Below are 23,234 nucleotides of genomic sequence, written 5' to 3'. Positions count from 1 at the left end.
GGCCTCCTCAGTGCCGGATACGCGGATCGAGGAGCGCATAGGCGATATCGATCAGAAGATTCATCAGGAAGATCGCCAGCGCGGTGACGAGAATGGCGGCGAGCACGACATTGAAATCGCGCTGAAGAATGGAATCGATCATCAGCTTGCCGACACCGGGAAAACCGAAAATGGTTTCGACGATGACAGCACCATTGAGAAGGCTTGCCGCCTGGTCGCCAATGACGGTGATGACCGGCAGCATGGCGTTTCGCAAGGCGTGGATGAAAATGATCGGACCTGACTTCACGCCCTTGGCGCGCGCCGTCTTCACATAGGCAGAGGACAAAGCGCCGATCATCGAACCGCGCACCACCTGCACGATAATGCCGAAGGGGCGCACGAACAGGACCGCGATCGGCAATATCCAGTGCAGCACGGAGCCCGTGCCCGACGTGGGCAGCCAGGCGAGATTGACGGAGAAGACGACGATAGCGACGATAGCCAGCCAGAAATCGGGAACGGATGCACCGATGAGCGAGATGCTTGAGGCCATGCGGTCGAAGAAGCCGCCGGAGCGGAAAGCCGCAAGCGAACCGATGACGATGGCGGCGGTGGTGACGAGCGACATGGTGATGACCGCAAGCCAGAGAGTCCAGACGAAAGCCTCCAGCACCACATCCAGCGCCGGGCGGGCTTTTCTGAGCGATTCTCCGAGATCACCCGTCATCACATCGCCCGCGTAACGCAGGAACTGCACCATCAGCGGATCGTTCAGCCCATGCAACGCCCGGAACTGCTGCTTCAACTCTTCCGAAGCCTCCACCGGCAGAAACAGCGCGGCCGGGTCCCCCGTCAGGCGCGACAGGAAGAAAACCATGACGATGAGGCCGATCAGGGAAATCAGGCTTGCAACGGAACGTTTTCGGATGAAGCTCAGCATGGTTGCCTCCGGTTTTTCAATGCGGCGGCGAAGCTTTCGCCGCGCCGCCGCTTCTTAGTTGACAAGACGCAGGGTCTTATTTGATGCCGATTTCCGAAAGCTGCAGCATCGAGTTGGTGGCGATGGTGGGCTTGAAGTCCAGCCGTTCCGAGACGCGGGAGAAGCCAACCATGTGGAACAGCAGCACATCTGCCACCACATCGTCATGCAGATAAGCGATGAGTTCCGACCAGAGCTTGGCGCGTTCGTCACCCACGGCTGCGGACGCACGTTCGATCAGATCGTCCACCTTCTTGTCCGAGAAGCCGGACTGCGTGCCCTTGGTGGCATATTTGAAAAACATGGTGAAGGACGGGTCGCCCTTGGAATTATCGTGCATGGCAGCGACGATCTGCGGTCCGCGGCCTTCCTTGAAGGGCTTGGAGTAATAGCTTTCGTGTTCGGCCACTTCGACGAATTTCAGGTCGATCTTGAAGCCGACTTCCTGCAATTGCTGCTGGATCGCCTCCATGATCTCGGTGACGTTGGGGAAATTCGCGGTGCGTGCGATGATGGTGATCGGCGTATCCACCTTCACACCGGCAGCCTTTGCTTCCTCGAGCAGCTTTTTTGCGCCCTCGGGGTCATAGGGGAAGACTTTGACGTCGGGGCTCCAGCCAAGCGTGGTCGGCGGAACGAGCGCGGTGGCCAGCACGGCACCTTCCGGAACCAGCGTGCCAAGGAAGGCCTGCCGGTCGATGGCGAGGTTGAGCGCACGGCGTACCCGGACATCGTTCAGCGGCGCGATGTTATGGTCGAGACGCATATAGACCGTCTCGCTGTCGAGATAGGAAAAGTCGGTCTTGGCGTTGGTGGCGTCTAGCTGGGAAATGGAAGGCGACAGATCGGCTTCGCCGGTCTGCACCATGGCGGCGCGGACCGAGGGATCGGCGCGGAAAAGATAGGTCGCTTCCGTCACCTGCGGCTTGGCGCCCCAATAGTCGTCGCGTGCGGTGAGCACAATCTGTTGGCCCGGCGTCCAGTTGGTCAGCTTGTAAGGCCCGGTGCCGACAGGCTCGCGGATGAATTCCATCTTGGTTTCTTCGGGAACGATGGTGACGAGCGACATCAAGAGCGGCAAAATCGGCTGCGCCGGTTCAGTCTTGAAGTCTATCGTGTGATCATCCACGATCGACGGGGTCACCGTCATGCCGCCGAAATAACGGCGGGACTCGCAGGCGTTCTTGTCGCTCATGATGCGTTCGAAGCTGTGCTTCACGTCCTTGGCATCGAATGCCGTACCGTCGGAGAACTTCACGCCTTCACGCAGGTGGAAACGCCAGCTTCCGTCGGCATTCTGCTCCCACTTCTCGGCAAGGCGCGGCTGAACGCCCTTCTTGCCGCGCACATCGAGCTCGGTCAGCGTCTCGCTGACATTTTCCATGATGATGCGCCCGATATTGGAGCGGGTTGCCATGCAAGGTTCCAGCAGGTCCGCCTCTTCCGCCAGCACGATCTTGATCGGCCCCGATGCCGCAAGCGCCGGCGAAACCGCGGCGCTGAGGGAACCCAAGACAAGGGCGCCCGCAATCAATGACTTCTTCATTCCGTTCTCCTCCCAGATTCAGAAATTCAGCAACATGGCGGCGCACCGCAAGGGGCATCTTAAAAATCCCCACCTCCTGCATTGAGGAGCATGGCGTGCGGATGATTGTCTCCTCCACCCGTAAGCAGAGCATCGGCGTTATCGCATTTTTTGTCAATTTATTTTTATATGCCAAATTTTATTCGAGCCAAGTCTCTTAATTTTATTTTTTAAAACAAATGTTTAGCTAAAATAATCAAAAACAATAGATCCCATTTTTTTATCAAATAAACTTGACAACTTTTTGAATATGTCATTTTCATCAGGACAAGAGGAGACCACGATGACCCCTGATGACATCGCTCACGCCATGACCGGAGCCATGCATGCCGTTTCGCAAAACCGGCAGGAAGCTTTCCTGCCGTCGCCCATGATCCAGAACCATGCGAGCTTCCTGCACCTTCTGGATGACGGCACCCTGCTCTGCGCATGGTTCGGCGGCACGCTGGAAGGAAAATCGGATATTTCGATTTTCGCATCCGTGCTGACAGCGGGTGCAACCCGCTGGGGACCGCCGCAGCGCCTGAGCCACGACCCCGCCCATTCCGAACAGAACCCGGTTCTCTTCACCGCGCCGGATGGCGTTCTCTGGCTGTTTCACACAGCCCAACCCTCCGGCAATCAGGATGAATGCCGCATTCGCATGGCGCGAATCCACCGCGACCCGACTGCACCGGAAAAGCTTGTTTCCGAAGAAGGACGTTTTCTCGATCTCCCGCGGGGCTGCTTCATCCGCGCGCCGCTGCGCATCCGCGATGATGGCGTCTGGCTGCTGCCGATCTTCCGCTGCGTCCAGCGACCCGGCCAGAAATGGAACGGCAGCCATGATACGGCAGCGCTCGGCATATCCACGGACAATGGTGCGACTTGGCAATTGCAGGAGCTGGAGGAATCGACCGGCTGCGTGCATATGAGCCCGGTTGCGGTGACGAATGGGGGCTACGCCGCCTTCTTCCGCCGCCGTCAGGCCGATTTCGTCTATCGCACGGAAAGCGCCGATGGCGGCCGCTCATGGTCAAAGCCGCAGCCGACCGATGTGCCCAACAATAATTCCTCCATTGCGGTCATCAGGCTGAACGATGGCAGGCTGGCTATGATCTGCAACCCCGTCAACGCCGCGCAGTCGAGCGATCGCCGCGCCTCGCTTTATGACGAGTTGGGAGAGGAAGACGACAGGCCCGATGCCGATCCAAGCGGCGGCTGTGTGCCGATCTGGGGTGTGCCGCGCGCGCCGGTTTCGATCTGCCTGTCCGATGATGACGGGCGCAGTTTTACCACCCGGATCCTGATCGAAGAAGGGCCGGGCACCTGCCTTTCGAACGATTCGACCGATGGGCGTAATCTGGAAATGTCCTATCCGTGGCTTCTGGAAGCGCCGGACGGTACGCTGCATGCGAGCTACACCTATCATCGCCGCGCAATCAAATATGTCCGGCTGGCGCCCGGCTGGGCTGACGAGAACGACGGGAGACAAAGATGAGCAACATCATTGGCATCACCATGGGCGACCCCTGCGGCGTCGGCCCCGAGATCACGGTGCGGGCGCTCGCAGAAATGTCCGCCCCGGATCGTGCGGCGACGCGGATTTACGGCAACCTCGCCACGCTGGAAGCGGCGCGGGATGCGCTCGGCGTTGATATCGATCTTTCTCAGCACGTGGTCGACCTGCCCGTGGAGGGCGCGCCGCTGCCCTGGGGTAAATTGTCGCCAGTGGCCGGAGACGCCGCTTTCCGCTTTATCGAAAAGGCCGTTCGCGATGCCGAAGCGGGTGCAATCGGCTGCATCGTCACCGCGCCGATCAACAAGGAAGCCTTGAACCTCGCCGGTCACCATTATGACGGGCACACCGGCATGTTGCGCAGCCTCACCGGCTCCTCGGCCGCCTATATGCTGCTTGCTTCCGAACGGCTGAAGGTCATTCACGTTTCCACCCATGTCTCCCTGCAGGAGGCCATTCGCCGGGCGACGACGGAGCGGGTGCTGGCGACCATCCGCGCCGGCAACGCGCATCTGAAACGCATCGGTTATGTTCAACCGCGCATCGCGGTTGCCGGCATCAACCCGCATTGCGGTGAAAACGGCCTGTTCGGCACCGAGGATGACGACCAGATCGCACCGGCGGTCGCAGCCGCCCGCGCCGAAGGCATCGAGGTGCAGGGACCGATTTCCGCCGATACCGTGTTCCACCGGGCTTATTCCGGTGCTTTCGATCTCGTCGTCGCGCAATATCACGATCAGGGCCATATCCCGATCAAACTTGTCGCCTTCGACACCGCCGTCAACGTCTCGGTCGATTTGCCGATAGATCGCACCTCCGTCGATCACGGCACGGCTTTCGATATCGCCGGCAAGGGCATCGCCAATCACGGCAACATGAATGCGGCCATCGCATATGCGCGCAAGCTGGTGGCGGGCAAGGAGCGGAAGGAATGAGCATCATGTCGACAGCTCCCATTCTCATCCACCAGCCACGACGGCTCGCCGTTGGTGCCGGCACCATTTCACAGGTCGGCGCCTGGGCGGAAAAAACCGCATCGACCCTGATTATCGCCACACCGTTGACGGCAAAATTTGCCGAACGGCTGCGATTGCAGGGCCCTTTCACGATCTTCGACGCCATTCCCGGCGAACCGGACACCGCAACGCTCGAAGCCGCCCTTGCCGCAGCACGCGCCGCCAAACCGGATCTCGTCATCGGCCTCGGCGGCGGTTCGGTAATGGATGTGGCAAAGCTGGTCGCTGCCCTCTGGAATTCCAGCCAGTCGCTTGAAGACGTGGCGGGGCCGAACAGGGTTGCCGGGCGCGACACACGGCTGGTGCAGATCGCCACCACCGCCGGCACTGGCTCTGAAGCCGGCATCCGCTCGCTCATCACAGACCCGGTGAAAGGCAACAAGATCGCGGTCGAAAGCCCTCATCTGATCGCGGATTTCGCCGTGCTCGATCCGGAACTCACCTATTCCGTCCCATCAGCCGTTACGGCGGCAACCGGGGTGGATGCCATGGCCCATTGCGTCGAAGCCTTCACCAACCGCAAGGCCCGTCCGATGATCGACGGTTTCGCGCGCATGGGCTTTGCGCTGGTCGGCAAATATCTGGCGCGCGCCGTCCGCGACGGTGCGGATACTGAAGCACGGGAAGGCATGATGCTTGCCTCCTATTATGGCGGCATCTGCCTCGGCCCGGTCAATACGGCGGCGGGCCACGCCATCGCCTATCCGCTCGGCACGCTTCTCAACCTGCCGCATGGGCTGGCGAACGCCATCGTCTTTCCGCATGTTCTGGCATTCAATCAGCCTGCGGTTTCGGCGAAGACGGCGGAAGTGGCGGGAGCGCTCGGGCTTCGCGAACACCTTTCGCCTGATGATCTGCGCAAGGCGGCAACGGATTTCTGTGCCGGGCTCGGCATCGAAATGTCGCTCGCACGGCATGGCGCGACTGAGGCCGATCTTTCCCGCTACGCTGAGGATGCGCATGCCATCCGCCGGCTGATGGACAATAATCCCGTCGACATGAGCGTCGAGGACGTGCTCGGCATTTACCGCCACGCCTTCTGAGCAAAAATCCGGTGCGCGGACGCGCATCGGTCTTCGGTCACCCGCCTAATCCGTGTGCGAAGACTCGAACAGGCGGTCGCGCGATCCGGTCAGGTGCTGGAGCATCAACTGGCGCGCCGCCTCTGCGTCCCCATCGGCAATCGCCTTTGCGATTGCCTCATGCTCGGCGAAAACACGCGTCAGGCCGGATGCCTCCCGCTTCACCGACATGCCGTGGAACTTCATTCCCACTGCAATATGGTCCTTCAGCGCTTCCATCGCGGTGGAGAAATAGCTGTTTCGCGCCGCCCGCGCGATGGCGAGGTGGAACTGATAGTCGGCATCCTCGCGGTGGGACTGGCGATTGGTCGCATCCCGCATCAGTTCGAGCGCCTTCCGGATCGCCGCAAGCCTCTCGCCATCGTGCCGCAAGGCTGCCGCGGCCGCCGCTGCCGGCTCCAGCGTCAGCCTGAATTCGTAACAGTTGAGAAGATCAGCGACGTTTTCGAGCTGTCCGAAGCCGAGCGGCTCGCGCAGGCCGAAGGCTCTGACATAGCTGCCGGAGCCTCTGCGGGAATAAATGAACCCCTGCTCGCGCAGCCGGCGCAACGCCTCGCGCACGACGGGTCGCGACACTTCGAATTCCATGGCGAGTTCATGCTCGGTCGGCAGCCGCTCATCCGGCTTGTAGGCGCCGGATTTGATCGCCCGGTGCATTCTCTCGAAAATAATGTCCGGAAGTGCCTTGCGCGCCGTTTCTTTCATCAGCCCCATCTGGTCAGCTCTCTCCAGCGTCATTGTCGCCAAGCATCATTTTCGCGATCCGTTTCAACGTGTCAGCTTGCCCAAAACCGCCGGATTTCGCAATGATGCATTGATCTCCGGACCAGCCGACCCCGAGACCCGGCAGGCATTCGCCAGCAAGACGCAGACGCGAAATACCCATGGCCCGTAGCACGGCTTCTGCCGTGGCTCCGCCAGACAACAGCAGCCTGCCCGCCCTGGCGGTCAAATGCGGCACGACGCCTTGCGCCAACCGGTCTGAAACCGCAAGCGGCGACAGATTTTCCTTACCCTGCGTCGCTTGAACCAACGTCAGACCGGCACCGTCATCGATGTGTCGCGGCATAACGCCATTCGGCGCCTCAATGATCGAGACAGGCCCAGCGCTTTTGAGAACGTCAATCTGCTCCACGGTGATCGGATCGCGAGACCCGACGACAAAAAGCCCCCTGCCGGGTGGAACGAACGCCGCTTCAGGAACAGCCTGCGCCGTCATCGCTTCGGCCAGCGCCTCGGCAAGCCCACGCGCGCCCACCAGAAGATCGGCCCCTTCCACCTGCGCGGCCGCGAGAGCTTCCCTGATATCGCCCTTTGATCGCGTATCGGGTATCGTGCAGCGGCCGGCATGTCCGCCCAGCCTTTCATGAACCGGAATGGCAGCTTCGACGCCAAAGCCGGAAACGGCTCCGCCCATAACAAAGCGCCCGAAATCCGGAATGGCGGGCGCGACAAGCGCGTGCCGATAGGAAATCGCATCCATTTCCGCCGCAATATGCCCTTTCAGGCGGGAATCGATCTTCTTGAAAAGGATGGTATCGGCCGGAACCAGCCCCAACAGTTCCTGCGTGCGAAGCCGGGCTTCATCCGCCTCGCCATCGCGGCAGCCGAGATTGACGCTGAGGACGGCAGGCGCATCTGCGAGCGCCGCACGCACACCGTCAAGCACGATCGCGACCTCGGTCGCCAGCCCACGCCCGGCAAAGGGGGCGGCGGCGTCGAGCGCTCCGGTCAGATCATCGGCAAAAATCAGCAGCACGGGCGAGGCCTTCATAAAAGTTGTAATGTTTTACGTCGATAAATTTATTTATAATCAATAGATAAATGGATGTGAATAACAAAAATTATGGCGCAGTTTTTCGGACTGGCCAATCAGCCGCAAAGAGACCCAGAGAACAAGGGAAGAAATCGGAAACGGCAAAAAGAACGCCAAACGCGGGCCGCAACCATATATGGCGAGACGGCCGGGAGATGGCGAACGAACAACGTGGCTAGATGAACCGGAAGGGCAGGCCCGAGATGAGCGCCTTGACGAAGCGCTTTTTCTGAAAGCGTCCATTCAACGATACACGCGGCAACTGCGTCGGCTTTTCAAGGCTGTGGGAACCGATAACGCCAGCCTGCGTGGTCACGGCCGCGGAAAATCCTGCATCGTGAACTGCTTTCGCTTCACGTTCTCCCACGGCCTTCACCCAGCCATAGGGATAGGAAAAGGACCGTGGCCGGTTGCCGGCATAGGCTTCCACCCGGCGCGCCGATTCCGCAATCTCATAAGCCAGACGCGCCGCATCGATCTTGCGCATATTCACATGCGTCATGGTATGCGCGCCGAAATGCACCAGAGGGTCCTTCGCCAGCACCCTGAGCTCATCTTCATCCATGACAAGTTCGTCCACGATCGCGATGGGATCGACGCCGTGCTGCCTCGCGATACGATCGATCCTTTCCACCGCCTCGTCTTCCGAAAAGTTCTGGACAAAATCTTCAAGCCGCGTGAATGCCTCCACTTTCTGCGAAGGGCTGGCGCATGCCACCTGCTCCGGCCCCGCCCCGAAATCGAATTCGAAAGACGCGGCTTTCTGCGTCAGGAGAGCAGCGGTTTCCCACCACAGGCTGCGTGTTCGCTTCACAAAACCCGGCGTGATGAAAATCGTGTAGGGGACGGCATATTTACGGAAGATCGGCGCGGCATAGTCGGCATTGTTTCGATAGCCGTCATCAAGCGTGAAGGCGCAGAACGACCGGCCTTCGTGATTATCGGCAAGCAGAGCCGGCAGATCGTGCAGATGCACGGGAACGAGACCGCATTCGAGTGCGGCCTGTATCGCCTCTTCCAGAAATTGCGGCGTGACGGACAATTGCACATTGGGTGCGAAAGCCGAAACAGCCCTTCCGGGGCGCACGTGATGAAGCGTGAAGATCACACCACGACCGGCAAAAGACGGAAATGCCGAGCGGACGGCCGGGAGAGAACTCACCTCCAGCCCCGCCCTTATGGCCCCATATTTCACAAGGCGTTTTATCGGCTGAAAAAACATCCTCCCCGATTGTCCTGATGTCAGGCCGGGAAGAAGGCGTTTTCTCACGACTCTCGAGATCGTCAGCGGCAGGTCGATCAGACCCGGCAAGGGATCATTCGGCGCAAAGGCGGCCCAACTGCGGATCCTGCCCAGAGACGCGAAATAGTCGCCGATTTTCGCCTGCCCTCTCCGGGCCAATGTGAAGGCGGCAACGGCATCGCGGACAAGATAGGACCAGGAGACGCCCTGCCGCGCATTGCCGGGCTGGCCGACCGGCTCGCCATTGGCGACCCGCCATAGCAGGGCGCCAAGGTCGATGCCCGCCGCAGAGCAAAGGCCAAACCATGACCATGGGCGCGGATTGACATCGAGAAGCTTCAGTTTCCCGTCCCGGCCGTCGAGCTTGAATTCCGCCTCGACCAGCCCGCTATGGCCGGCCGATTTCAGTATTTTTCGGGCCGCATCCACCGCTTGCCCGTTGTCGACGACCTCGACGCGGGTGCTGGTATAGCCGAAATCGACAGGATATTGCCGGGCGCGCCGGGCAGTGAATTCCGCTACCGGCTCTCCATTCAGCCAGAGCGCGGCGTAGGAGAACTGGCTTTCTCCCCCACCCGGAATGAGTTCCTGCACAACGACATTGCCGGCGCCGATCTCTCCGCTCGCATCGGCAAAAGCCGTTTTCAGAGCATGTCGGTCATCGGCGCGAATGACTTTCGCCCGGGCGATGGTGGTATCGCCACCCCCCATATTCGGCTTGAGAATGACGGGAAACAATATGTCCAGCGTATCGATGTCAGCGGCCGATGCCAGCGCATAGGTTCGCGGAATACTGACGCCAAGTTCTGCGGCGCGCTGGTAAAGCAACGGTTTTTCGCAGAGCCATTGCAGGGCCGTCCAATCCGGCAGGATGATTTTGTAGAGCGAGGACAGTTCCTCACGATGTTGCGCAACGAGCTGGACCTCTCCGTCGCCGGACGGCACGAGCAGACAGCCCTTCAAACCATGCTTGTCCGCCATTTGACGCAGGAACGGCAGTGCCCCGGCATCATGCGGGCCGGCCCAGCGGATCGTTTCCCGCACGAAACGCGACCAACCCGGCAAAGGGGAATCGTGAGTGAGGTAATAAACAGGCACATTCAGGGCGCCGAGGCTTCGGGCAAGGGCGAGTGTGCCGTGAGCGCCGCCGACAATAACAACACCTGGAATGGTCAAAGCCTGATCCCCGTCCTATTCCATATCTTGATCGCAAAAATTGATAAATAAATTGGATATTTCTAAAGTATTGGGCGGACGGATATCGAATTGCGAAAAATCCGAAACGCCTGATCTTTTGCAGGCGCTTCGGAATTGCTTTGAAAAAAAAGGAGAGGCCGCCTCACGCCTCCTTGCGGACGGGGCGTGGATCGCCGTTGTCATCCACCGCGACCATGATGAAGACGGCCTCCGTCACCTTTTCGCGTGAATCCTGATAGTGTCTGCGGGTCCAGGCTTCGATCTTCAGCGTGACGGAGGTGCGGCCGATCTTTTCGATTTTGGTGTAGACACACAAAGTATCGCCGATCTTGACCGGCTTCTTGAAGACGATCTCATTGACTGCGACGGTAACGGTGCGGCCGCCGGCCACATCATTGGCGCGGACGAAAGCGGCAAGGTCCATCTGCGACATGACCCAGCCGCCGAAAATATCGCCGGCCGGGTTGGCATCGGCGGGCATCGCAAGCGTTCTGAGCGTGAGTTCCATATCGGCGGGCGGTTGCTGGTCCATGTCTCAAAGTCCTTTCACAAGCCTCCCGCTGCCGGACTTAAACAACCGCACCTCATCCGCCAATAGCCGATTTGTCGCGGCAGCCCTTCCAAAACAGCAAGGAATCACAGAGCTATCGTAAGCTTCGGTTAACCATGATGAGGCACGATTCCAAAAAACGCGAGGGCGTGCGAATGGCCTATGACTGGAGCGGAAACAACACAATACAGCAGCGCTACGACCGTATCGTCCTGGTGGTCGCCAGCGTCGTCGCCATCAGCCTGGCGACCGGCACCCTTGCCCTTCGCTCGCAGATGGAGCCGGACACCACCATAAGCCTTGCCAAACAACAGCGGCTCGATTCGGACAAATGGCATTTGCGGCTCTAGTCCGCCCCGAATGGCCCGATAATGACCTATTCCGGAGCGCTCCCGGCCCTGGAGATATTTTCCTTCTGCGCGGTATGGTCGAGATGCGCCACAGCCGGGGCGAGAACCGACAGAAATGTTTCCGACCGGCCGATATAGATGATCGCCGCGCCGTCGATCCCGTTCAGAACTTCCGCCAGCGTATCCTGCGTCTGTTTTTCCAGCCCTTCGAGCAAATCGTCGATAACGACGAATTTCGGCTTCAGCAGCAGGGCATTGGCCACCCGGATACTGGCCTGCTCGTCTGAATCCAGTTTTTTGTCCCAGCGAATGTTTTCCTCGAGACGGGATGCCATCTCGCCAAGCCCGCAGGCAGTGAGCGCCGAGACATAATCCGCATCGGCAAAACGCTGGGGCGCGCGCGGATAGGCGAGGATTTCACGCAGCGATCCCGCCGGCAGATAACCGTGCTGAGCGATGAAAAGCGTGTCGGACTGTTCCGGCATCTCGATCCTGCCCTGTCCCCAGGGCCACAGGCCTGCCATCGCCGCAAACAGCAGCCTTCGGTTCACGCCCTGCTCGCCATTGATCATCAGCCGTTCGCCCGGCCCGATCTCGACTTCGCTCTCGCGCAGCTGGAAGCCGCGATCCAGATCCTGCCCACCCGCATCGCGGCAGATCACCACTGCCTGGAGGCGGATTTTTTCGTTCTCCGCACTACGTTGCAAATCGATCGTCAGGCCGTGCTGTTCGACGCTGTCCATCTGGATAAGCGCGTTACGGAACACCGAAACGCGCTGCAACGTCGCCTTCCAGCTGGCGATCGGCCCGAAATTGTCGATGTACCAGCGCAGCGCCGTGTTGACCTGGTTGAACGCACCGACGGCCATCATCAATCCGCCGAAGGTGAGGTTGCCGGAGAAATAAACCGGAGCCGCGATCAGGATCGGCGCCACCACCGCCAGCCAGCCATATCCTGCCGAAACCCATGTCAGATGGGTTAGCGCCATGGCGAGCCCACGAATGACGCCGAGCACCGCATCAATATCGATGCCGATCCGCCGCCTTTCGTTCTTTTCGCCGCGCGCAAGGGCAATGGCGGCAAGATTTTCGCTGGCCCGCATCAGTGAGAAGCGAAGCTCCGCCTCTTTGGAATAACGCTCGGCATTCAGCCCCACCAGCCGATAACCGACGAGATTGCTGAGCAGGGAAGCCGAACCGGCATAAAGGATCGCCGCCCAGACCATATAGCCGGGGATCGCATAGGTATCGCCGCTGATGGTGATGGTAAAACCAGCCGAGAGCGACCAGAGGACGCCGATAAAGCTGACGAGCAGGATCGTCGCATTGACGAGACCGATAGAAAGCGCCGTGCTGCTTTCAGCAAGGTTGCGGACATCGTCATGCAGGCGCTGGTCGGGGTTGATCGCAATCGTGCCGAAACCGGCAAGACGGGCGGCCCGCCCCGGTTTCAGCCATTGATCCACCATATCCTTGGCAAGACCCTCGCGCATGTTCAGCGCCGTCATCTGGTTCAGCCAGGTCTGGATGACGTTGAGGAGAAGCAACAGCCCCGCGATGATGGCGAAGACCTCCAGCTGGTGAATGAAGGCGGCAAGATCGCGCCGCTCCAGCGCGTTGTAAAACGGCGCGTTCCATTCATTGAGCCTGATCTGCCCATAGGCGGTGAGCAATATCACCGTGAGCAGCGCTATCGACAGCAAGATCAGCCGGGTGCGCACCGGCGAGGTCCAGAAGGCACGCCCCATCATGCGCAGCTGCGCCGGGAAATCGAGATCGAAACCCGAAAGATTAGCCGCGCTTTTGCGCTGATCGTCGGTCACCGTTGTTGCCATTCATTCCATTCCGAAACGTCAGTCGGCAAAGAAAGCGGGTCGCGATTCTGCGCCTTTCGTTGCCAAGCAATAACACGCCGTTCGACCTTGTCCACAATCCCGGCGAAATCTCAGCGGCGATGATTGAAAAGCCCGGACAATTCTTACCGCGGGCAAATATCGCGGCCTCGACCAACAATGCGGTTGCCCCCGGAAATGATCCTTGCTTTCTTTTCCTGCATTGCACAAAATCCGAATAATTTCAGAGGGGCGGACAAACCGCATAAGCCGGAAAACCGGGCAAGGCAGATTAATGGCGATCAAAGCGAGCATCTATCATCTGACGCATTATAAATACGATAATCCGGTTCGCCTTGGACCACAGATCATAAGATTAAAGCCCGCCTCGCATTCCAGAACCCGCGTTATCAGCCATTCGCTCAAGGTTTCGCCCTCCAATCACTTCGTAAACCTTCAGCAGGATCCCTACGGCAATTACCTCGCCCGCTTCGTTTTTCCCGAGCCGGCGACGGAATTTAAGATCGAGGTCGATCTTGTCGCCGATATGACGGTTTACAATCCGTTCGATTTCTTTGTGGAGGAAGAGGCGACAAAGTGGCCCTTCGACTATCCGCAGGAATTGCGTGACGATCTCTCCATCTACACGAAGCCGGAGCCGACAGGCCCGCTGCTCGCCGCCTTCATGGCCACCGTCGACCGCACACCGGGGCAACAGACGGTGGACATGGTCGTTGGCCTCAATGCCCGCCTGCAACAGGAGATCGGTTACGTCATCCGCATGGAACCGGGCGTCCAGACGCCGGAGGAAACGCTTGCTTCCGGCAAGGGGTCCTGCCGCGATACCAGCTGGCTGCTCGTGCAGGTTCTGCGCCATCTTGGCCTCGCCGCCCGTTTCGTGTCGGGATATCTCATTCAGCTCACCCCCGATCTGAAGGCGCTGGATGGCCCATCCGGCACAGAAGTGGACTTCACCGATCTGCACGCCTGGGCCGAAGTCTATATGCCCGGCGCCGGCTGGATCGGCCTCGACCCCACCTCGGGACTTCTGACGGGCGAGAGCCATATTCCGCTGGCGGCAACCCCGCATTACCGCAATGCGGCACCGATTTCCGGCGGTTATTACGGCCATGCCAATACGGAATTCGCCTTCGACATGCAGGTCCGGCGGGTTGCCGAAACGCCGCGCATCACCAAACCTTTTTCGGATGAAAGCTGGGAGGAACTCAATGCGCTCGGCCAGGAGGTCGATGACGTTCTGAACAGCCATGACGTCCGGCTGACCATGGGCGGCGAACCGACCTTCGTTTCCATCGACGATTTCGAATCCGACGAATGGAACACCGGCGCGGTGGGGCCGACAAAGCGTGAAAAGGCCGATGCCCTGATCCGCCGCCTGCGTGAGCGTTTCGCACCGGGCGGCTTTCTGCATTACGGGCAGGGAAAATGGTATCCGGGCGAAAGCCTGCCGCGCTGGACCTTTTCGCTCTATTGGCGCAAGGACGGCCTGCCGATCTGGCAGAATCCGGCGCTGATCGCCGAGGAGGGCGCAAATACAGGCGTCAAGGCGGAAGATGCGCAGAAACTGCTGGGTGGCATAGCCTCCCATCTCGGCATCGAGCCGGAACTGGTACTGCCGGCCTATGAGGATCCGGCCGAATGGATCATCAAGGAAGGCAGCCTTCCCGACAACGTCGACCCGTCCAATTCCAAGCTGAAAGACCCGGAAGAGCGAAACCGCATGGCCCGCGTCTTCGAGCGGGGGCTGACGACACCGACCGGCTATATTCTTCCCGTTCAGGCGTGGAATGCGCGCGCCACGGGCAAACGCTGGATCAGCGAAAAATGGAAGACGCGGCGCGGTAAAATATTCCTCGTTCCGGGTGACAGCCCGGTGGGTTACCGCCTGCCGCTCGGCACCCTGCCCTATGTGCCGCCATCCGCCTATCCCTATATTCATGAAGCTGATCCTTCGATCCCCCGCGGTCCGCTTCCCGACGTCCTGACGCCATCGGGCCGCGCCATGCCCGAAGCCTCCTTCCATGCCAGCGAGGCCCCGGGGCAGGAGCGCATAGAACAGACGCTCGGCGAAATCGGCGGCGCGGTGCGCACCGCCATGTCGGTGGAACCGCGTGACGGTCGGCTCTGCGTCTTCATGCCGCCGGTGGAGCGTATCGAGGACTATCTGGAACTGATTGCGGCAGCGGAAGCGGCAGCCGCCGATCTTGGCTTGCCCGTCCATATCGAGGGTTATGCGCCGCCGCATGACGAGCGCGTCAATGTGATCCGCGTCGCACCCGATCCCGGCGTCATCGAGGTCAACATCCACCCCGCCGCGGGCTGGAAGGATTGCGTCGACATCACCACGGCTGTTTATGAGGAGGCGCGCCAGTCGCGTCTCGGCGCCGACAAGTTCATGATCGACGGCCGCCACACCGGCACCGGCGGTGGCAACCATGTGGTCGTGGGCGGCGCCAACCCCAATGACAGCCCCTTCCTGCGCCGGCCCGATCTTCTCAAAAGCCTCGTTCTGCACTGGCAGCGGCATCCCTCGCTCTCCTATCTCTTCTCAGGTCTCTTCATCGGCCCGACGAGCCAGGCGCCGCGTATCGACGAAGCCCGCCACGACAGTCTCTACGAGCTGGAGATCGCGCTTGCGCAGGTGCCTGCCCCCGGAGAAGGCGTGCCGCCGCTGCCATGGCTGGTCGACCGGCTGTTCCGCAATCTTCTGACGGATGTGACGGGCAATACCCATCGCGCGGAAATCTGCATCGACAAGCTGTTTTCGCCTGACGGGCCGACCGGCCGCCTCGGCCTTGTGGAATTCCGCGGTTTCGAAATGCCGCCCAACGCGCGCATGTCGCTCGCCCAGCAATTGCTGGTGCGCGCCCTCATCGCCCGCTTCTGGAAAAAGCCGGCCGCCGGCAAATTCGTGCGCTGGGGTACGGCGCTCGCCGACCGCTTCATGCTGCCGCATTATATCTGGGCGGATTTCCTCGACGTGCTTGCCGACCTCAGGGAAAACGGTTTCGACCTCAAGCCGGAATGGTTCACCGCCCAGCAGGAATTCCGTTTCCCCTTCTTCGGCGAGGTGGAATATGAGGGCGCGAAGCTGGAACTGCGCCAGGCGCTGGAGCCCTGGCATGTGATGGGCGAACAGGGCGCCATCGGCGGAACGGTGCGTTATGTCGACAGCTCCGTCGAGCGCCTGCAGGTGCGGCTGGAAACCTCCAATCCCGCCCGTTACGCGGTGGCCTGCAACGGCCGCGCCGTGCCGCTGACCCCGACGGAAAACCGCAGTGTCGCGGTCGCCGGCGTTCGCTTCAAGGCATGGCAGCCGGCTTCCGGCCTGCATCCTGTTCTGCCCGTCAATTCACCCTTGACCTTTGACATTTATGATACATGGTCGAGGCGATCGATCGGCGGATGCATCTACCATGTTGCTCATCCGGGCGGGCGCAATTACGAGACGTTTCCCGTCAACGGCAATGAGGCCGAGGCACGCCGCCTCGCCCGTTTCGAACCATGGGGGCATACGGCAGGGCAATATCCGCTACAGGCGGAAACCATGTCGCCAGAATTTCCGCTGACGCTCGATCTGCGTCGGCCTTACGGAGTGTAAATTGTCCAAAGCCCCGGCAACGGAACGCAAGACGGAAACGAGCGCGCAACCGCGTGGGCTTGAATATTCCCCCTTGCCGGGCGTTGCCGACGAAATGCTCGATACCAACGGCAAGGTCAGGCCGGTCTGGAAGACCCTGCTCGACGCCCTGTCGCGCATGTCGGAACGGGAATTGCACGAGCGCTTTGCCCGCACCGACCGCTATCTGCGCGATGCCGGTGTGTTCTATCGCGATTACGGCAAGGGCAGCAGCGAAAGAAACTGGCCGATCTCCCATATTCCGGTCCTGATCGACGACAGGGAGTGGGCGGTTCTTTCCGAGGGGCTGAAACAGCGCGCCAATCTTCTGGAAGCCATGGTCGCCGATTTTTACGGCGAAAACCGGCTGGTCAAGGAAGGTTTCGTGCCGCCGGCCCTGATCGCCTCCAATCCGGAATATCTGCGGCCCATGGTCGGCGTAAAACCGGCAAGCGGCCATTATCTGCATTTCTGTTCCTTCGAGATCGGGCGCGGACCTGACGGCAACTGGTGGGTGCTGGCCGACCGGACGCAGGCGCCTTCCGGTGCGGGTTTCGCGCTCGAAAACCGGGTGGCAACCACCCGCGCGCTCTCCGATATCTATGCCGAAACCCATGTGCATCGTCTGGCCTCGTTCTTCGGCGCTTTCCGCGACACGCTGCAGGCGCAAAGAAAGCACCCCGACGACCGGATCGCCGTGCTGACGCCCGGCCCCGCCAACGAAACCTATTTCGAACACGCCTATATCGCCCGTTATCTCGGCTTCATGCTGCTGGAAGGCGAAGACCTCACCGTTGTCAACGGCCGCGTCATGGTCAGAACCGTAGCGGGACTGAAACCGGTTGGCGTTCTCTGGCGGCGTCTCGACGCCTCCTATTCCGATCCGCTGGAACTGAACCAGCAATCCCATATCGGCACGCCGGGCATGGTGCAGGCGCTGCGCAATGAGGCGCTCACCGTCGTCAATGCGCTCGGCAGCGGCATTCTCGAGACGCGGGCGCTGCTCGCCTTCATGCCGCGCATCTGCCGCCACATTCTGGGCGAGGAGCTGAAACTGCCATCGATTGCCACTTGGTGGTGCGGGCAGGAATCGGAACGCCGCCATGTCGCCGGCAATATCGAAGGCATGGTCATCGGCCCGGCTTATTCCCGGCTTCCCTTCTTTGACGACAACGGTCAGTCCGTGCTCGGCTCGTCGCTGCGCGAAACGGCGAAGGAATCGATCAGCGACTGGCTCGCCTCCGACGGCCACAGGCTGGTGGGACAGGAAGTGGTGACGCTTTCGACAACCCCGGCCTATATCGACAACAAGCTCGTGCCGCGCCCGATGAGCCTTCGCGTTTTTGCCGCGCGCACCCAGGATGGCTGGCAGATCATGCCCGGCGGCTTCGCCCGTATCGGCAGCAGCAACGATGTCTCCGCCATCGCCATGCAATCGGGCGGAAGCGCTGCGGATGTCTGGATCGTCAGCGACAAGCCGGTGGAACGCACCACGCTTTTGCCGGCGGAAGAAAGCTTTACCCGCAATATGCCGGGCAGCCTACCGAGCCGTGCAGCCGACAATCTCTTCTGGCTCGGCCGCTACATCGAACGCTCCGAAGGCGCCCTGCGCATCCTGCGCGCCTGGCATGGGCGTTATGCCGAATCCGCCGATCCGCGCCAGCCTCTGCTCGCGCATGTGACACGCTATCTCGAAGCGCTCGATGTGGAGATGAGCGATGCCGTGCCGGAAAGCCTGCTGAACAACATCAACAGCGCGCTTTATTCCGCCAGCAATATCCGCGACCGCTTTTCGCCTGACGGGTGGCTGGCGCTGAACGACCTTGCCAAGACCGCCCGCCGTTTCCACGCGAAAGTCGCCCCCGGCGACGACGCTACCCATGCCATGACGATCCTGCTGCGCAAGCTTGCGGGCTTTGCCGGTCTCGTGCACGAAAACATGTATCGCTTCACCGGCTGGCGTTTCCTGTCGATCGGCCGTTACCTGGAGCGCGGCCTGCATATGACGCGTCTTCTCGGCCATATGACCGGCCCGGATGCGCCCGACGGCTCCTGTGACATGCTGCTCGAAATCGGCGACAGCGTCATGACCCATCGCCGCCGCTACAACGTCAATACGGCCGGCCTGACCGTAACCGATCTTCTGGCGCTCGACCCGCTCAATCCCCGCTCTATCCTGTTCCAGCTGAACGAGATCCGCACCGAGGTGGAACAGCTTCCGAACGCCTTCGTGAACGGTCAGATGTCGCCCTTCTACCGCGAGGCGATGCGTCTGCATTCCGGGCTTGCGGTGATGACGCCGGAAAACATGAACGGCGCGATCTATCGCCAGCTCGAAACCGACATGGAACATCTCTCCGATGTTCTGGCCCGGACCTATCTCGGATAATCCTATGCTTTACGATCTTTCCCTGCATATGGGTTACACCTACGACACGCTGGCCCACGGCGCGCGCCACATCATCCGTGTCCTGCCGCTCTCCATCCCCGGCCGGCAGCGGCTTGTCGCCGGCTCCATCGATGTTTCGCCGGTGCCGGAAGAACGTGCCACCTTCGAGGATTTCTTTCATCAATCGGCCACGTCAGTGCATCTGCGCGCGCCGCATGAAAAGCTGGATATCCGCATGCAGGCCCGCGTGATGGTGGAAGCGCCGGCGCTAACGGCGGATTTCTCTCCGGAACTCTCCCGCCTGCCGCAGGACCTGGCCGATGTCTGGTCGCTCGATTTCCAGTCGCCGCACCACTTCATCGGCGCAAGCCCAAGGATCGGAATGGATGCGGCAATATCCGCCTATGCCCGGGAATTGCTGAAACCCGGAATGACCATTCGCGAAATCGCGCTCTCTTTGTGCAAGCGCATCCATAAGGACTTTACCTATGACGGCGAGGCGACGACCGTCGATACGACGCCATCGGAAGCCTTCAGGCTGAAGCGCGGCGTGTGCCAGGATTTTTCGCATATCATGATCATGGCGCTGCGCAGCCTCGGCATTCCCGCCGGTTATGTCAGCGGTTTCCTGCGCACCATTCCACCACCGGGCAAGGAACGGCTTGAAGGCGCCGATGCAATGCATGCCTGGGTTCGCGTCTGGTGCGGAGAAGCCGCCGGTTATCTGGAACTCGATCCCACCAATGATATCGTCGCCGGAAGCGACCATATCGTCGTCGGTTACGGCCGGGATTATTCCGATGTCGCCCCTGTGATCGGCGTCTTGAAGAGCTATGGCAACCAGCAGATAAAGCAGGCCGTCGACGTCGTCCCCGTCCAATAATGACACGATGTGTATTATTGCGGCCATCGCGCCAAACAATTCTTGAAAATACTTCGAAAACTGCTCCAATTTGAACGCTTCTTAAAATTGAACCGATCGCGTTAGCGGATTTTACATCGTTTGCGGCTTTTCTGCGCTCAGTCGAATATTCTAATCCGTGAGCCCGTCATGACCGCCTCTGCAAATCAAAAACCGAAGCGCCGTTTTTTTGCCGATACCAGCGGTAATTTCGGCATGATGACGGCCATTCTGCTGCCGGTGTTGCTGGGTTTTGCCGGCGCCGGCATGGAGTTGGCGAATGTGATGCAGGTGAAAGCGGATATGCAGAATACCGCGGATTCTGCAGCCCTTGCGGCAGCGACCGAGGCCCGTTTGAAAATGGGCGACCTGACGGACGAGCAGATCAAGGCAATCGCCAGGAACTTCATCGCGGCCCAGATGGAAAAGAACCTGACCGCAGAAGAGAAAAAGGAACTGGAGCAGAATTCTCCGACCAATATCACGACAAGCGAAAATGCCCGCGGCAAGACCTACACCGTTGAGACCACGATCAACCACCGAGTACAGCTCAATCCGCTGCTGGGGTTCATTGGCGCAAAAACACTCGATCTTTCGGTAACCGGCACCGCAAAGAGCACCGTCAACAAGGGCGCACCGATCTCCATGTATCTGGCGCTTGATCGTTCCGGTTCGATGTCATTCAAGACGGACACCATCAATACCGCGAAAAAATCGTGCCCGAACTACACTTCCAACAATTGGGGCAAGAGCGAAGCGCAGGTCACGTCCAGTCCCTGCTATGTCAACAAGGCTACCTCGCTCAAAACCGCCGTCGGGTTCCTTGTCGCAACATTGAACAAAGCTGACCCGACCTATACCGCAAGCGGCGGTTCCGAGCTCGTTCGCACAGGCGCCTCGGTCTATACACATGAGACCTATCCGGCCCAGCCCATCAGCTGGGGTACGAGCAGCGTTGTCAGCTACGTCGACAAGCAAATCCCGGAATTCCCTACCGGCGGCACCGATGCCCGCAGCAGCCTGACCGCCGCCTATAACGCCCTTAAAAAAGCCAACACCGATGAAGCGAAAGCGCATAAAGCGCAGGGGAACGAATCCTTCGAGCGCTATATTGTTCTCATGACCGACGGTGAAATGACGGGCAACAGCGCCTCGTGGAATTCCAGCATCGACCAGTCCGTGCGCACCACCTGCGAGACCGCCAAGAAAGACGGGATCAAGATTTTCAGCGTCGCCTTCATGGCGCCGGACAAGGGCAAGTCGTTGTTGCAATATTGCGCATCCAGCCTCGACAATTATTACGCGCCGGAAAACATGGAGCAGATCGTCACAGCCTTTGGCGAAATCGCCCGCAAGGCTGCCGGCAGCATAGCCACGCTCACCAACTGATCTGTTTCCGCACCGTCTTGTCGGCTGCATGGCTGACAAGACGTGTGCGGCAGGTGACAGCGGCGGCGGCCCGTGGCATAGGAGGGCCGCTCCCATTCACAGGCCCTGTCATGATCCGCATCGAAAACATCAGCAAGTCGAACAGTCACCGTATTCTCTATATCGAGGCCTCCGCCGCGCTCAATCGCGGCGAGAAGATCGGCCTTGTCGGCCCGAATGGCGCCGGCAAGACCACGCTGTTTCGGATGATCACCGGCGAAGAGCAACCCGACGAGGGCCAGGTCGTCGTCGAAAAGGGTATGACGGTCGGTTATTTTGATCAGGATGTCGGTGAAATGTCCGGCCGCTCGGCCGTCGCGGAAGTCATGGAAGGGGCAGGCCCCGTCAGCGAAGTGGCAGCCGAACTTCGGGAACTGGAAGCCGCCATGTCCGATCTCGACCGGATGGACGAGATGGACACCATCATCGAACGTTACGGCGAAGTGCAGGCGCGTTATGAGGAACTGGATGGCTACGCGCTGGAAGGCCGTGCGCGCGAAGTGCTGGACGGGTTGAGCTTCAGCCAGGAGATGATGGACGGCGATGTTTCCAAGCTTTCCGGCGGCTGGAAGATGCGCGTGGCGCTTGCGCGTATCCTCTTGATGCGCCCGGACGTGATGCTCCTCGACGAACCGTCGAACCATCTCGATCTCGAAAGCCTGATCTGGCTCGAAGATTTCCTGAAAAACTACGACGGCGCTTTGCTGATGACGTCGCACGACCGCGAATTCATGAACCGCATCGTCACCAAGATCATCGAAATCGATGCCGGCAATCTCACCACCTATTCCGGTGACTACGGTTTTTACGAACAGCAGCGCGCGCAGAACGAAAAGCAGCAGCAGGCGCAGTTCGAACGCCAGCAGGCCATGCTTGCCAAGGAAATCAAGTTCATCGAACGCTTCAAGGCCCGCGCTTCGCACGCCTCGCAGGTGCAGAGCCGCGTGAAGAAACTCGAGAAGATCGACCGCGTCGAGCCGCCAAAACGGCGTCAGACGGTGGCTTTCGAATTTGCCCCCGCTCCTCGCTCAGGCGAGGATGTCGTGGCGCTAAAGAAGGTCAATAAGGCCTATGGCAGCCGCACGATCTATGGCGAGCTCGATTTCATGGTGCGGCGCAAGGAACGCTGGTGCATCATGGGCGTCAACGGCGCTGGAAAATCGACGCTGCTGAAGCTGGTGACCGGCACAACGGAACCGGATTCCGGCAATGTCACGCTCGGCGCCAGCGTCAAGCTCGGCTATTTCGCCCAGCACGCCATGGATGTGCTGGATGGCGACAGCACCATTCTTGAATGGCTGGAGGAACGTTTTCCGAAGGCGGGGCAGGCGCCGTTGCGCGCCCTTGCCGGCTGTTTCGGCTTTTCCGGCGACGACGTGGAAAAACGCTGCCGTGTTCTTTCCGGCGGCGAAAAGGCCCGTCTCGTCATGGCCGCCATGCTGTTCGATCCGCCGAACTTCCTCGTGCTGGACGAGCCGACCAACCATCTCGATCTCGACACCAAGGAAATGCTGATCAAGGCCCTGTCGGATTATGAAGGCACGATGCTGTTCGTTTCGCACGACCGCCATTTCCTGGCCGCGCTTTCGAACCGGGTGCTGGAACTGACGCCCGATGGCATCCACCAATATGGCGGCGGCTATACCGAATATGTCGAAAGCACGGGACAGGAAGCACCGGGCCTTCGCAGCTAAGCCACCTGCCGGACGCGTCGCACTGTAACGGCAGCTTTCGTTTGGAGACTGG

16 protein-coding genes are annotated in these 23,234 nt (G+C 60.1%); 9 read left to right on the top strand and 7 right to left on the bottom strand.

The features are described from left to right. Nucleotides 1-7: 7 nt before the first annotated feature. Nucleotides 8-922 (bottom strand): ABC transporter permease, encoded by a 915-nt coding sequence (locus tag O3W47_RS05465; protein WP_035262398.1) that lies wholly within the window; start codon nucleotides 920-922, stop codon nucleotides 8-10. A 76-nt stretch (nucleotides 923-998) separates the two neighbouring features. Beyond that, nucleotides 999-2,507 (bottom strand): ABC transporter substrate-binding protein, encoded by a 1,509-nt coding sequence (locus tag O3W47_RS05460; protein ID WP_269313167.1) that lies wholly within the window; start codon nucleotides 2,505-2,507, stop codon nucleotides 999-1,001. Nucleotides 2,508-2,829: 322 nt separating this feature from the next. On the opposite strand from O3W47_RS05460, the gene O3W47_RS05455 reads away from it, so the two are divergent. Genes O3W47_RS05455 through O3W47_RS05445 form a run of 3 tightly spaced genes read left to right on the top strand, consistent with a single transcriptional unit; the run spans nucleotide 2,830 to nucleotide 6,103 of the window. Continuing rightward, nucleotides 2,830-4,026 (top strand): sialidase family protein, encoded by a 1,197-nt coding sequence (locus O3W47_RS05455; protein ID WP_269313166.1) that lies wholly within the window; start codon nucleotides 2,830-2,832, stop codon nucleotides 4,024-4,026. Next, nucleotides 4,023-4,979, top strand: coding sequence for a 4-hydroxythreonine-4-phosphate dehydrogenase PdxA (gene pdxA, locus O3W47_RS05450; protein WP_127755493.1), 957 nt, complete (start codon nucleotides 4,023-4,025; stop codon nucleotides 4,977-4,979). Before O3W47_RS05455 ends, pdxA begins: the two co-directional genes overlap by 4 nt. Further along, entirely contained in the window at nucleotides 4,976-6,103 is a 1,128-nt protein-coding gene (locus tag O3W47_RS05445) for an iron-containing alcohol dehydrogenase (protein ID WP_269313165.1), read from the top strand. Before pdxA ends, O3W47_RS05445 begins: the two co-directional genes overlap by 4 nt. Nucleotides 6,104-6,148: 45 nt before the next feature. On the opposite strand, the gene O3W47_RS05440 is transcribed toward O3W47_RS05445, so the two are convergent. From O3W47_RS05440 to O3W47_RS05425, 4 genes are all read right to left on the bottom strand, one after another. Further along, nucleotides 6,149-6,856, bottom strand: coding sequence for a FadR/GntR family transcriptional regulator (locus O3W47_RS05440; RefSeq protein ID WP_003506041.1), 708 nt, complete (start codon nucleotides 6,854-6,856; stop codon nucleotides 6,149-6,151). 4 nt (nucleotides 6,857-6,860) lie between these two features. Then, nucleotides 6,861-7,901, bottom strand: a complete 1,041-nt coding sequence (locus tag O3W47_RS05435; RefSeq protein WP_137453571.1) for a four-carbon acid sugar kinase family protein — start codon at nucleotides 7,899-7,901, stop codon at nucleotides 6,861-6,863. 232 nt (nucleotides 7,902-8,133) lie between these two features. Continuing rightward, entirely contained in the window at nucleotides 8,134-10,377 is a 2,244-nt protein-coding gene (locus O3W47_RS05430; RefSeq protein WP_137453570.1) for a polysaccharide deacetylase family protein, read from the bottom strand. 163 nt (nucleotides 10,378-10,540) lie between these two features. Continuing rightward, nucleotides 10,541-10,930 (bottom strand): acyl-CoA thioesterase, encoded by a 390-nt coding sequence (locus O3W47_RS05425; RefSeq protein ID WP_035260778.1) that lies wholly within the window; start codon nucleotides 10,928-10,930, stop codon nucleotides 10,541-10,543. 134 nt (nucleotides 10,931-11,064) lie between these two features. On the opposite strand from O3W47_RS05425, the gene O3W47_RS05420 reads away from it, so the two are divergent. After that, nucleotides 11,065-11,298: a hypothetical protein gene (locus O3W47_RS05420; RefSeq protein ID WP_137453569.1), complete on the top strand. Its 234-nt coding sequence runs from the start codon at nucleotides 11,065-11,067 to the stop codon at nucleotides 11,296-11,298. A 26-nt stretch (nucleotides 11,299-11,324) separates the two neighbouring features. Here the strand turns inward: O3W47_RS05420 and O3W47_RS05415 are convergent, their stop codons facing one another. Beyond that, nucleotides 11,325-13,133, bottom strand: coding sequence for an ABC transporter ATP-binding protein/permease (locus tag O3W47_RS05415; RefSeq protein WP_137453568.1), 1,809 nt, complete (start codon nucleotides 13,131-13,133; stop codon nucleotides 11,325-11,327). Nucleotides 13,134-13,425: 292 nt separating this feature from the next. On the opposite strand from O3W47_RS05415, the gene O3W47_RS05410 reads away from it, so the two are divergent. The 5 genes from O3W47_RS05410 (at nucleotide 13,426) to O3W47_RS05390 (ending at nucleotide 23,182) form a co-directional block, all read left to right on the top strand. Next, on the top strand, nucleotides 13,426-16,752 hold the full coding sequence (locus O3W47_RS05410) for a transglutaminase family protein (RefSeq protein WP_269313163.1): 3,327 nt from the start codon (nucleotides 13,426-13,428) through the stop codon (nucleotides 16,750-16,752). A 1-nt stretch (nucleotide 16,753) separates the two neighbouring features. After that, entirely contained in the window at nucleotides 16,754-19,159 is a 2,406-nt protein-coding gene (locus O3W47_RS05405; RefSeq protein ID WP_269313162.1) for a circularly permuted type 2 ATP-grasp protein, read from the top strand. 4 nt (nucleotides 19,160-19,163) lie between these two features. Then, nucleotides 19,164-20,042: a transglutaminase family protein gene (locus O3W47_RS05400; RefSeq protein WP_269313161.1), complete on the top strand. Its 879-nt coding sequence runs from the start codon at nucleotides 19,164-19,166 to the stop codon at nucleotides 20,040-20,042. A 168-nt stretch (nucleotides 20,043-20,210) separates the two neighbouring features. Continuing rightward, nucleotides 20,211-21,449: a vWA domain-containing protein gene (locus O3W47_RS05395; protein WP_269313160.1), complete on the top strand. Its 1,239-nt coding sequence runs from the start codon at nucleotides 20,211-20,213 to the stop codon at nucleotides 21,447-21,449. Nucleotides 21,450-21,559: 110 nt separating this feature from the next. After that, nucleotides 21,560-23,182: an ABC-F family ATP-binding cassette domain-containing protein gene (locus tag O3W47_RS05390; RefSeq protein ID WP_269313159.1), complete on the top strand. Its 1,623-nt coding sequence runs from the start codon at nucleotides 21,560-21,562 to the stop codon at nucleotides 23,180-23,182. Nucleotides 23,183-23,234: the final 52 nt, after the last annotated feature.

The organism is Agrobacterium sp. LMR679 (assembly GCF_027157905.1).
Lineage (GTDB): Bacteria > Pseudomonadota > Alphaproteobacteria > Rhizobiales > Rhizobiaceae > Agrobacterium > Agrobacterium leguminum.
Note: the sequence above shows the minus strand (reverse complement) of the source record. Positions and strands in the feature narration are given on the sequence as shown.